This is a genomic window from Candidatus Poribacteria bacterium, assembly GCA_026706025.1.
Classification (GTDB): Bacteria; Poribacteria; WGA-4E; order WGA-4E; family WGA-3G; genus WGA-3G.
Map to the genome: position 1 here is coordinate 1 of JAPOZO010000061.1, position 13,232 is coordinate 13,232.

Here is a 13,232-nt window from a genome sequence, read left to right on the forward strand (position 1 = left end):
TTCTCAAGGTCACGAAGCAATTCAAAAGCGGTGTCAAGAATTGTCGGTTTCTTTGGGCTATTTCTTAATATGAGCCAAAGTTATAGTACGCCGGCTTGCGGCAACCGGACAAACTGAATAAAACGGGTTATAACTCCGATTTCCCAATCAAAGCATGTACAATCGTATCAATATTATGTCGGATCATCCCGGTGTAGGTGCCTTCAGGTGTCCCCTCGTTTCCCATAGCATCTGTGAAGAGCACACCGCCAATCTTCACATCAAATCCTTTTGACTTCACAGCGGCTTTCACGGCTTCGAGACTCCGTGAAGAGACGGATGACTCTACAAACATAGCAGAGATACGCCGCTCCGCGATAAACGTCGCTAATTCCTGTACATCAGCGATACCGACTTCTGTCGCGGTGCTAATACCTTGCAATCCGCCTACCTCAAACCCGTACGCCCTTCCGAAGTAGTTAAAACAGTCGTGCGCCGTCACAAGGACGCGTTGCTGAGATGGCACGCGTTCCACTTGCGACTTTACGTATGCGTCGAGTTCTGTGAGTTCCATGAGGTAGCGTTCGGCATTGCTTTGGTACAGGAGAGTATTATCGGCATCGAATTCACTCAGAGCATCGCGAACCTTTCCGGCCGCTTGCATCCAAAGTTTCACGTCAAACCATAAGTGCGGATCGTAGAGTCCGTCGTATTCTGCGGGTGTTAGCAGTAGCCTCCGATCTACAGCGTCTGTTACAGCGACCGTCGGCGTGTCCTGCGACATCTTCGCAAGGATGTCCACCATTTTTGCTTCAAGGTGCAGCCCGTTATAGAAGATAATGTCAGCTGAACCGAGCCTTTGAACATCTTTAGGCGTTGGGTTGTAAAAGTGTGGGTCTACGCCAGGTTCCACCATCCCGGTCACCTCAACGCGCGTACCGCCGACATTTTTAACAATATCAGTAATCATACCGATCGTCGCAACAATGCGAAGTTTATCGCTTGTAGCAGTATCCGGTTGTCCCTTCGGATCACAGCCAGACCATACCAGTATACCTATTAAACACAATGAAATATATATATTCTGCATAATTTTTCTCCGTATAATTTTATACATTTTCCGGCTCGCATGTTAGACAGGTCTTACAGAGGTGCCGATTCACGAGATGCGCCGATGCGAGTAAAACGCCGCCGATACTGTAGAAAACGACTTCAAAAGTGCCTTCAACGGCTGTCTGAGCGGTAGCGATGAATGCTAACGCCGCTATCAGTACCAAAAACGCTCGCCAGTTTCGGTGGCGTCGAACCCCCCACGCTAAACTCCCGATTGCCAGTCCAATTGCACTAGCAATAAGGATAAACTCAACACGCTCATTCGCAAGGAAACTCAACCCAATCAAAGGTAAAACTGTTCCTAAAAGCGGCATCGCGAGGCAATGGATCGCGCATGCGAAAGGGAGACACGCCGCGCACGCGACAGAGAGACACGCGCCAGTCGTATTCACGAGTTCGGGGTTAAAATTTCTTTTCATTTGGCTTTTATCTCCTTAGAAAATTGAGGACGGGGCGGTATAATCAAATTATCGCCCCGTCCTACAGTTTTAAAAATTAAGTTTATACAAGAGTTTCACATTCCGTCCGGGTTCCGGCATTGCCGCCTTGATGCGAGACAGATGTTCGCGATACGTTGTATTAAAGAGGTTTTCAATCTCAAAAACGACCATGTTCTCAATCTGCCACCACGAAAAATTGAGATAGCTGCCGATATCATAGACGAGATAGCCGTCTGTCGGTTCCTCAAATTCACCGAGCCGGGTCTGGCTGCCTGAAAAACGGGATGCGACATACAGATGCAACGGGGTAGGCGTGTAGCTGATGACGAATTTACCGTTGAAGGGTGGGACACGCTCCATGGGGTATCCACTGGTTTGAATCGTTCCGTTGACATAACTCATATTGAGCTGAAGATGGACCTGTGAGAGGATCTCACCCCCTATTTGGATTTCAGCACCATCCATCACAACGTCGTGTCCCATGTATTGATAAATCCACAACCAACCTGCTGCGCCGCTGCCCCACTCTTTTTCACCGCTATTCGTCGGAACGAGATAGTTCTGGATATGATTCCTGAAAAGGGCAAGATTGAATCTGAACCTGTCGTCTGTGTATTTGACGAAGAGTTCAGTGCCATATCCGTTTTCGGGTCCCAATTCTGCATTGCCAATTTCGTAGGAATAGACAGCCAAGTGGGGACCATCGCTGAAAAGTTCCTCGATCCCTGGTGCGCGAAACGTTTTCATGAGGGTAGCCCCGGTACTCAGCCGATCCGTCCAATGGTAAATTCCAGAGGCAGCCCCAGAGAAACCGTTGAAATCGCGGCGTTGGACGGCTCCGGCTCGGACAACTGCCCCCGGTCTAAACGGTTCCGAACGCCTAAGGTCGTAGCGGATAGCCCCCTGTAAGGTGAGTTTGTCGAAATTACGCTGGTTTAGATAAAAACCTGCCAACGCGAGCTCACGGGTGTGCGGGGTCCAGTAAAATCCGTCTGTGGCATGGTCTCGGTATTCCCACCAAACACCTGCAATCGCGTTGTCTAATAGATGCGCCATCGCTGAGACGTTGTAGGTTAACAGACCGAATTCGACACCAAGTCTCCCGTTGGACTCCCATTCTTGATGCTGATATCGCGTATAGGCAGTCTGGAGTTTTACCTTTTCAAGTATTGTTGTATTGAAGCGGTACTCCATCTGTCCTTCATAACGTTGCTTGTCAAGTTCGATGTTGACCCCGTTAATATGTCCCTCTGGTGAGCCGGGAACGCCGTAATCTGAGCGATAACTGCTTCCAGATGCACCGATGAAACCCCACGGTTTAATCAGCGAAGCACCACCTGAAAAGTTAACATTTGAAAGGGCTGTGTTTTCGAGGACCCCTACCGGCGTTTGTATGTCAGATGCAAGGCGCCGATTCCATTCTACATTGCCCGCAAAATCACCAATTGGGAACGTAAAACCTGTTGTCCCGGTCAAACCTGAGTTTACAGATTCACCTTGGAACGTTAGATGCATATCAAGCCGTCTCGGTAGAATTTGCGGTATGTGATTGCTTTTGACATTAATAACACCGCCCAACGTGCTTGAACCGTAAATGAGCGCTGCGGGACCGCGCGTAATTTCAACGCCCTCGGCAGTCGTCGGATCAATGGATACGGCATGGTCGGCACTGGAGGCGGATTTATCACCTGTACGTTCGCCGTTTTCAAGGATGAGCAGCCTGTCGCCGCCCAATCCACGAATAACCGGGCGCGCAATTGCCCGTCCCATCATCCGTTGTGAAATGCCCGTCTCATCTGCCAACGTGTTCGCCAAGGTCATCCCTAACCGTCTTTGGAGTTCCGCTTCATCCAATACTAAGTCGGTTGTTTCCTCAAACTGTGAAAGCGCGCGATTTGAACTGTGTACCCTGATGGTTTGCATTTGAAAAGACAATGCCTCCAGTTCAATCTTGAGATAAGGCGTGGAGGCATTGACATCAATTATTTGTTCAAACCGCTGATAACCGACTTTCAGGATCTGCAGCGTCTGCTGTCCTTCTGGCACTGCGTCAAACTTAAACCGACCATTCGCATCGGTTCGGACGCGCCTCTCAAGTCCCTTAATCCGGACCGTCACCCCGTTGAGTCGAGTGCTGCTCTGTGTTTCAACAACCTCTCCTTCCAGAGACCACGTTGTGTTCGAGGCACTTTCGGAATCCTTGAGATAGCACAATAGACATACTATTATCCCAGACACCAACACGAATAGGTAGGGACGCTTTTTAAGCATCCCTACCGTGGGAGACCTATGTGAACAAGCACAAGTGCTTAACATGGGATTCCCCTTATTGAACAGTTACCGGTATCAGAAGTGCTCCCGTGAAATCTGGATGATCCCCGTGAAGGAGTTGAAGTTTGATTTCCGTTTTGCCTGCCTTCAATCCCTCAAGTCCAAACGGTAACTCTTCACCGTGTTCATCGTGGTCGTCATCGTGGTCGTCATCGTGGTCGTCATCATGGTCGTCATCATGGTCGTCGTCATGGTCGTCATCATGGTCGTCATCATCGTGGTCGTGTTCATCGTGGTCCAGATGGATCTCGATAATAGCGGAATCGTACCCCGACAAGCCCAAGGCGAATTCTTCCTCATGTCCATGTTCATCCACGGCTTCTACTTCATCGAGGTGGGCTTCGTGACCGTCTGCATCAAGAAATACGGCATGTACCTCAATCTCTTCACCAACGTTGACGGTGAGGCCGCCGGTATGGGTGCCTTGAAACTGACGATAGACCTCCACCTCATTGACTTCCAAAACAAAGCCATCAACATCGGCGTGAAGGGGGGCATCATGGTCGTGTTCGTGGTCGTGATCATCATCAACAATAGGGTTGTCCTCTTCGCCACAACCGCCCATAAACGGTAGCAGTGCTACCAAACTTATTAACATTAATCGTGAAATAGCGACAGAAAAGTCGCGTCCAAAAAAGTAACTAAACATTTGTATTCTCCAATTTTTTAATTTTTTTGATCTGATGGCACACAGTGTGTGCCCATTATTTTTCATAGGACTCACGCAATTTTGATTTTAGCACACACTGTTAAATAGAGTGCTTGGAAAAAACGCGGACGGTCTCTTGGCACAGGAGACCAACAGTTTCCTATGCTACAAAAGAGCAGTATGCGTAAGTCCCTCTAAAATGGAATTACACTTAACAACGAACATGCCACGCGAAAGATATGGAGCACTTGTTGACATGCCGCGAGTATCTCATGCTTTGTTAGGATAATAGATACACCTATAAAACGCCTGAACGAGGAACCGTTGGGTACACACAATCAGGTAGTGTCTATCACAGCAACACTACTAACGTGAGTTTGATAAGCAAGCACACAAATTGTGAAGTTTGTGCTACAGGGTTGTAAGGTGGACCTTCGGAGAAAGCACCTATTATCGAACACACATCATTTATTATTAAACTGGTGTTCCTATATATTGCAAAGTAGAGATGTACAAAGCGCGGGGCGCGTGCAGATAACCCCGCGGTCTTTGTACAATAACAGGTATAAAGGAAAAACAAAGGCTGCCTTTAAAAGGCAAAATTTGTAAGTTTTTTGGAGAATACGGGTGGGGCGCGACTGCGCGTGTTCGCGGGAAGTCTTAAAGGAAGAAAAACAGTTTCATAAAGCGGGAGTGTGGTCGTCAAAAGCAGCGGAAAGACGAATATAAAAGGCTCAATTTCAACGCCAGCGTGCAAGCAGTTGTAGACACAGGCTATACAGGTGTTTTCAGCACGTGAATGTTCAGTATGATCGTGTGTGAGTTCGATGACCCCGAGCAGCGCGATATAACAGCATAGACTTATTGCAATGCAAATTTTCAAACCACGCCCAAATGTTAAAGTCGTGCCGTTTCTCATAAACCAGAACCTATGATATAATGAAATGAATAAGTGCCAATAAGTTTGCGATAAATTATATCATACGGTTATGGCAATGTCAAATAAAACTTAAAAAGAAGCCAGGTCTATTTGTTCTAAGGCTTTGGCAGTCTGTAAACACCGCGTCGCACTTTTACAATTTCACCGAGTGCCACGAGACGCGTGAGTTCTGTATTTATGGCTTTTGGATGTCCTTGAATCGCCGCCGCGAATTCCGGTGTCTTTTTTTCGCCATCGGCGAGCAGGGCGAGGATTTGCTCGCGGAAAGTGACACGCGCCCTACCTCTTAGTCTTTGCAACAACCGGTTCGCCTGCCTTAGTGAACATCCGAGAACTCGCTCAACCTCTTTTCTGCTGGATTCAACCGTCAGATTGTTGCGTTCCTCCTCAAATCGTTCGCGTGTCGCTATCACCTCCGCGAGTGTATCTAACCCACCAGCGACATCGAAATCTTCCCAGTCAAAAAGGAGTGTTTCGGGTCTATCAGTAATCTCAGGGATTCGCATCCCCGTAATCAACATAACCTTCTTATTTGCGAAACGGTTCAGCTGCGCCAACTTTATAATCCGTGTTAATATACAGGTGATCTCTTTTTCATAGACGCTCTGGACGCGTTCGTCTTTGTAACGGTAGGCCCCCGGTTCCATTTCATAAGAGAGGGGTTCCTCGTCGTTTCCAAACAAGATCTGCGTGCGGCTCAAAAGGGCGCGTGCTCCCATTTGCGGCAAGCCAACTATCCAGATGACTTGCGTCTCTTGAAAAGCGGTTTCCAATCCTTCCACTTCTCGAAAACTCGTCAAGAAACAGACATTCTCATTTTTCGCGATATCCTTCAGGTGTTCAATTGCCGGAACATGGGTTATAATCCCATGCTTAATGTTTCGATCCCTTTCTATTTCCGCTTGGATTCTGGAAAAAATGTGCTGCCCCGCTTCAGACATCGCCATAATGTCCCAAGTGTTGCTGAGGTCTAAAATTGTCTCCCGTGGATAGATACCGGTGCGAACCTGAAAAACGCGGTTTCCGGGAACCCACACCGTCGGTTGCGTGCGAAGAATCTCGGTTTCTACATCCAAGAATGTCCGCCGTAAATGTTCAGCGTCGAGAGCCTGTATATTGACAAAAAGGTATTGGATGCTCGGATGCAGCAGGGGCGGCACCCGGAACTGTAGGGTTTCGTTCCACCATTCCATCGGTGCATCAGCGTCCCGTGTGTAATGTGCAAAGAAACGTTTGAGTTGATGCCAAAACGTCCAACTTGGGTCGGCATAAATCGCTGGGAACGTCTGAATGTTTTCAACCGGCACCGCATCGACGTGGCACATCTGTTGGATGATCTCTTCTTCGAGCCATTGAAACGTCTGGACGACTGTTCGGAATCGTCTAACGGCGTTTCCATGGGATTTATCTCTGATGTCAACCACATTCAGTAGCGCCAGTGCAAAGTTGGCTAATGCTTTGCCTTGCCAATTGGCAACCCACGCCTTGAGAGTGGTTCTGGGGAGTTTGCATCTAAGAAACAGTCGCTCCTCACAGTCGGTATTGATGATACAGAGGGGTTGTGTTCCCTCGGGCGTTTCGAGAAGTTGTTCCGCTATTTTTGCGTATTCTGGGTCCGAAAACAGTCGCGTACTGGAAATATCTTTCACCTGATCCCAGAGATGTATCCGATCCCGCCACTGTGCCACCGAGTTGACATCTCGGCTTTGAAGAAATTGCGATGCTACTGCCGCAAGCTCACCACTCGGTACCTTTAAACAGATTGCCTTACGCGTACGCAGGACGGATTCTACTTCAGGGTCTTTCTCTGCGTCTATCTCGGCAGTAAATCCAAGGACCCGCACATTCGTATCGAAAGCACGCTGCACCTGAACACTCATCTCTTCGTGTGTTTCATCAGTATTTTCGGTTGGTTCGGACTTGTGTAATATAGGTTTAGGACGCTTTATTGAGAGTGGACTCAGTTTCGCTTCGCGTATGGCGACCACCTTATCGCCTATAGGCAGGCCTGTTGCGGGGGTCGGCGGCAAGATGCCGGTATCGTTCCAAACATCTGTTATAAGCGTTGCCGCTGTAGGTAGCCCGGTATCGGCTGTAGATGCCCGTAACCACACCCCCGCTTCATCCTCCGACAATGCTATCTCTGCGTTGTCAATCTCACCCTCTTGCCGGTTCCAATAATGAAATCCATCTGCTTGTCTGGCATAAGAAAACCCGCGCCTAAAAAACGCCTCTTTGGCGAGGTCAAGTTTGTTGGATCCGAGGGAGTATGGCACGTCAGGGATATTCTCCTTGTGTTGTACATTTTGCGAAACAGGTTCGGGCAGTGCAGCGCGAAGCGCATCAATAGCCGCGAAAAAAACCTCTTTAGGAATCAGAGGCGGGTCTAACAGGTTTCCGAGCAGGATTTCATAGCGCGCATCCCAGCAGTTGTGTCCCTTCTCGCCCAGAATTTCAATATATGCTTTGTGTTGGTGCGGATGCTCTGCCGTCGATGTCTGTTTATTGACGGACAACAAGAGCTGCTCAGTGTTCGGGTGCAGGTACCCCGGTATCCGGCAAGAAAAACGCAGCCCACCCGACTCTGACAGCGTCAACAACGGGTTCGCAACGGCATCAACAAGTGCTTGAACACACGCAAGAATAGCCTCAGGTGCAGCACAGATGGCTTGATATGTAAAGTCGATATCATGCCAGGGGGCGTCATCGCGTGCCGAGGGCATACCCGTATACACGTGAATCCCGAACGACTCGTGCCATTGGGTGATATCCCAGGCTCCCGCCTTTTGAGGGTTCAAGAACCGTTCGCCTCCAAAATGCCGCGGCGGCCGGTCGGTTCCAGGTGCCTGCCCGATTGGCATAAAAGAGATGCCAGCTGCCTCCAAGTCTTGAAGCATCACAGGGTATCCGTGAGCACAATAGACTGTGAAATGGTAAGGCAGCCCTTTGTAAAGCCGAGGGGTTGAGATCGTCTTCCGTTGCTTAAGTGGATTCTCGTGCCGTTGGTGGCAGCGTGAAATAATATCTTGCAAGACATTGGTTGTCATTGACACATTTTCCTATAGTGCGGGCAGGTTCCAAAAAATTCTGTGGCAAACTCACGCTGGAAAATACCCTTTATGAGGTGTTCGCAAACTTCATATCTTCTTACTTAAAAGCGTAGAAATATATCAGGATTCGTCGGTTTGGACTTTCAAAAAGTTGTTATAAAGAGTGCAATGAACCTCTGCAAATAAGGGGTTTTCATACTTATCCGATTATTATATCAGAACTTCTCAGAAAAAAGCAACCCTTTTCCTGAGAAATCGGAGCTATTTAATTTCTTAGAACTGAATGACGCTGTGTTTTGTGGTGAAAACGTTGCTTTTTGCCTAAAAATATCGTATAATTTTAGTTACATATAGGCATTATCATTTTTTAAGTTGAGAAATAATGAAATATGTCATATTATAACCCATAGCGCTTTGGACAAATAAGGTGACACCTATGCGAAACGGACACATCAATATTAACTGCACTCAACGGATTTTACCGATACGCCAGGTCTATGGTGTGTGCGTTGCTGCTGTGCACCGCTGCTCTATATGTTTGTTGCTTCCGCGTATCATTAACGCAGCGTTAAACTATGCGAACTATACGATTACCCCCTCCATCTTCTTAATAAATAATAAGTGCTATGTTTCACAAGATAGTATATATAGACTTCATGGGCGTTCTATCTTTGTCGTGCCCGCGCGCGCCTCGTCGTTTTCTACGGCGTGTCTCGCCGCGGGCTATTTTATGTTACGGCATTGGAGTGCTTGCAGTGCATATTTCTATTTCTTACGATTTTCGATAGAGTGCGCAAGTGCGGAGGGGTTAGACAAAATGTTTAGATATTCTATATCAAAAGGAGAATTCTGATGAAGTTTGATAGAACGGCATTGAAAATAACATTTTTTATTTTCATTTCTGGATTAATCTTGATGTCTAATGTAGCAAATAGCCAAGCACCATCGGTGACCGGTTGGACACAGTCGACTGCTTATTCAGACCCAGAAACCTATAAAGAGATTGAATTGGATGATGCCGGAAATGTGACCTTTGGAGTTACACTTACTGGCACACATCTTAATTTAGTAAAAGTCAAGTTTGAATTGGCTGGAGCAGGTAGCACCGCTGCAACGCTAGATGTGGGCACTGCTGATATTCCTACAGCTACATACGAAGTGACGGCAGCGACTGAATTCAATGCCCGGCATACATACGTGACCTATAATGGCGAGTGCCATGAGAATGACCTAACCCCGGAACCGGATGAAAACGACCGGTGCACGCGTGAGGGGACTGTTGTTGCTGGCCCTAATAAATACACACTGACGGCTACCATTGTTCCTACAGCGACAAACGGTGAAACCGTCAACACCGGGAGTGTTTCTACTAGTTCTAGTTGGAATTTTTGGATTGTTGACACGCTACCACCAAAAACAACACCACAGTATGTCCAGCCGCCTCGGAATCCACAGCCACAGCCTACGCCACCTTCCGGCGGTGGCACGCCAACGCCACCGCCAGTTCAGCAGAATAACGCCCCTGTATTCTCCGATGGCACAGCAACGACACGTTCTATTGCAGAGAATACGGCTTCAGGTGTGAGTATAGGTGCTACTGTCTCTGCAACGGATGCGGATAATGACACGCTCACCTATACCCTCGGTGGGACGGATGCAGGATCGTTTAGTATCGACAGCACTACTGGACAACTGCGAACCAGCGCGGCGTTAGATTATGAAACCAAGACCTCTTATTCGGTCACGGTTTCCGTTTCCGACGGCAATGGTGGCAGTGATAGCATTACCGTCAGCATTAATATTACAGATGTTGTTGAAGGCGGTTCGCAGCCCCCTACGCCACCTCCCGGCGGCGAAGGCACGCAACAGCCAAGCACGCCGCCCGTGCAACCACCGTCTCAACAACAGCCTGATGCCTCTGTTGAGGAAGACACACAGCCAACTGGGCAACCGCCAACGAACAACCAAGGTTCAGGGGGCGGTGGTAGAGTTATATCTACACCAAAGCCTGCTGACCTTGTAAATCATACTATAAAGCCATTTGACTATGATGCGGAAGGTGTCGGTAAAGTGGTCTTTAGTGAATGGATGTTATCAAAACTCAATGATATGCCGCAGTGGATAGAAGTGTATAATACCACCGATAAAAACATCAACCTTCAAGGCTGGAAGATTGTCGGTAGGTTCAAGGACGGCAATGGGAATATTCGTATATTGGAGCCACACACCCTAACCTCTCAAGTCGTAAAAGCAAAAAAGGCGCGTGTGATCGCGGCTTACTCGGCAACGCATTATAGCGGCTCTTCTTCTAATAATATACAGGGTGAAGTGTATTTATTAGAAGTTTTTAAACGGCTGTGGATCGGAAAAGCGATTGTGTTAGAGTTGCAGGACAGTGAAGGGACTCCGATAGACCGCATCGGTAACCTCAACGCGCAAGATGAGGTCACTTGGTATATTCCTTACAGAACGCGGGATAGCGTCAATAAAGAGAGACGGATATCGCTGATTAGACGGTTGAAGTCAGTGGAATCTCGTCAGTATAATCTCCGATTCGGCATGACAGCCTTCGGTTGGTTTCCTGCGAATGACGTTGAGACCCTCACGGAAGGTAAGCGGAGTCTGTATTATTACGGTCATCCTACGGACATCGGGACTCCTGGCTATAGGACCGAAGGCGCAGACCCGTTACCGGTTACGTTATCTTCGTTTATCCCTCAGATAGCGGAGAGTGGTGAGGTCGTTCTGAATTGGACGACGGCATCGGAGATTGAGAATGCTGGCTTTAATATCTTTCGGAGTGAAGCTGAACAAGGTGCGTTTGTCAAAATCAACGCGAGTCTGATTCAAGGTGCGGGGACAACGAGCGACCGTAACGCATACACGTGGATAGATACAACGGCGAAACCGAATGTTGAGTATTACTACCGTATAGAAGATATGTCTTTTGATGGTATCAGTGAAGTGCTTACGACGCAACGTTTGAAAGGTATCTTTACGGCGAAGAACAGAACTCTCACACGTTGGGCGATCGTAAAGAAAGGGACAGAATAAGGCGTTTTGAGATAGAAATCGGGTGATTTTCTCCGATGTCCGGTGCGGTTAGGAAACCGACCGTCTCGACCCCCAGGCCGGTCGGTTCGGAATGTAATACAAGGACTGGAAATGTAATACAAGGAACGGATTTAGTCTAACCCCAGACTAAATCCAGTCTATTCCCAGCCCCCCCCAACCGAACCATAGGTGTCAATTTAGCGATTTTTCGTGCCATTCTCGTCCTCTTAAGTCTGAACTGTGATTGCTGTGATTTTTCTGATTTTTCTGATAAGATTTCTGATAAAAAATAAGGTTCTGATTGTGGTGTTGAAGTTTCTACAGCGGTGGCGTTCCCGGGGAACTGATTCGTTGTCAGGCGAAATATTTACACGCCCACGAAAATTAATGCCCTTGCACTTATCATCGTGATACTTTATGATATAGGATATGAGAATATCCAAAGGAGAGAAATTTAGATGCTAAGTGTTGATGAAGCCCGCCAACGGATGTTAGATACCATTCCGGTTTTATCCTCGGAAAAGCGCGGAATTCTTGCGTGTACGGGCTATGTCCTTGCCGAGGCACTGCGTGCTACAGAAAATATCCCGCCATTTGACAATTCAGCGATGGATGGATATGCCGTTCGCGCAGCCGATGTCCGAAACGCTTCCGAGAAGAATCCTGCCGTGCTTTCAGTTGTAGAGATGATCGCAGCGGGGTATGCCCCAACAAAACAGGTTGCAGCCGGGCAAGCGTCGCGAATCATGACGGGCGCGATGATGCCTGACGGTGCCGATGCCGTCGTTATGCAAGAGGTGACGCAGCAAGAAGCCAATGAAGTCAAGATCTTTGAAAGTATTGACACAGCTGGAAATGTCCGTTTTACCGGCGAGAGTGTCGCAGAAGGGCAGCAAGTGATGGGAAAGGGGAAGCATCTGCGTCCGCCAGAGGTCTCAATGCTTGCCTCTCTCAATTGCGCGGAAGCTACAGTCCATCGGAAACCTACCGTTGCGATTGTTTCGACAGGTGATGAACTCACACGGCTTGGTGAACCACTTGAACCGGGAAAAATTCGGGACAGCAACCGTTATGGGCTTTATGCGCAAGTTGAAGAAGCAGGCGGTATACCCATTGATATGGGCATCGCACCTGATGATGCAGCAGAGACGGAGCGAATCTTTCGGGCTGCGCTCGCGAAGGCGGATGCGCTTATTACAAGTGGTGGGGTCTCTGTCGGTGAGCACGACGTGGTGAAAACTGTGTTGGCAAAGTTAGGTGAGATTAACTTCTGGCGCGTCGCAATGAAACCCGGAAAACCGCAGGCTTACGGGATCGCTGACGGAAGACCTATTTTCGGATTGCCCGGGAACCCCGTCTCTTCGCTTGTTGTGTTTGAACTCTTTGTCCGACCTGCACTCCTGAAAATGGCGGGACATACACATCTATTGCGTCCAACCTTCAAAGCCGTCTTAGCGGAATCTGTCACGAATAGAGATGGTCGTGTTAATTATATGCGTGCAATCCTCAAAGTGTCTGACGGAGAAATCACTGCACAAACAACGGGGCCCCAGGGGTCAGGTATTCTGCATTCGCTTGTGCTGGCAAACGGTTTAATTACGATTCCAACGGCGACAACGCTACAAGCTGGCGAAAAAGTGGATGCCCAATTTCTGTTCTAAACACGGCACTAAGGA

At 48.2% G+C, this 13,232-nt stretch carries 7 protein-coding genes; 2 read left to right on the forward strand and 5 right to left on the reverse strand.

The window, feature by feature from the left end; all coding sequences use genetic code 11:
* Positions 1-127: 127 nt before the first annotated feature.
* From OXH00_14820 to OXH00_14840, 5 genes are all read right to left on the reverse strand, one after another.
* A complete protein-coding gene (locus OXH00_14820; GenBank protein MCY3742285.1) occupies positions 128-1,069 on the reverse strand; it encodes a zinc ABC transporter substrate-binding protein in 942 nt (313 codons plus the stop codon).
* Positions 1,070-1,088: 19 nt separating this feature from the next.
* Complete coding sequence (locus OXH00_14825) at positions 1,089-1,511, reverse strand: MerC domain-containing protein (GenBank protein ID MCY3742286.1); 423 nt, start codon at positions 1,509-1,511, stop codon at positions 1,089-1,091.
* Positions 1,512-1,580: 69 nt separating this feature from the next.
* Positions 1,581-3,848, reverse strand: a complete 2,268-nt coding sequence (locus OXH00_14830; protein ID MCY3742287.1) for a TonB-dependent receptor — start codon at positions 3,846-3,848, stop codon at positions 1,581-1,583.
* A gap of 10 nt (positions 3,849-3,858) precedes the next feature.
* Positions 3,859-4,512: a hypothetical protein gene (locus OXH00_14835; protein ID MCY3742288.1), complete on the reverse strand. Its 654-nt coding sequence runs from the start codon at positions 4,510-4,512 to the stop codon at positions 3,859-3,861.
* Positions 4,513-5,547: 1,035 nt separating this feature from the next.
* Positions 5,548-8,499 carry a hypothetical protein gene (locus tag OXH00_14840; protein MCY3742289.1) on the reverse strand — a complete coding sequence of 984 codons (2,952 nt, stop codon included), beginning with the start codon at positions 8,497-8,499 and terminating at the stop codon, positions 5,548-5,550.
* Positions 8,500-9,354: 855 nt separating this feature from the next.
* Here OXH00_14840 and OXH00_14845 point away from each other — a divergent pair.
* Both OXH00_14845 and OXH00_14850 read left to right on the forward strand, forming a co-directional pair.
* Positions 9,355-11,556, forward strand: coding sequence for a cadherin domain-containing protein (locus tag OXH00_14845; GenBank protein MCY3742290.1), 2,202 nt, complete (start codon positions 9,355-9,357; stop codon positions 11,554-11,556).
* Between the two features lie 458 nt (positions 11,557-12,014).
* Positions 12,015-13,217: a molybdopterin molybdotransferase MoeA gene (locus tag OXH00_14850; GenBank protein MCY3742291.1), complete on the forward strand. Its 1,203-nt coding sequence runs from the start codon at positions 12,015-12,017 to the stop codon at positions 13,215-13,217.
* The last annotated feature ends 15 nt before the right edge of the window (positions 13,218-13,232 follow it).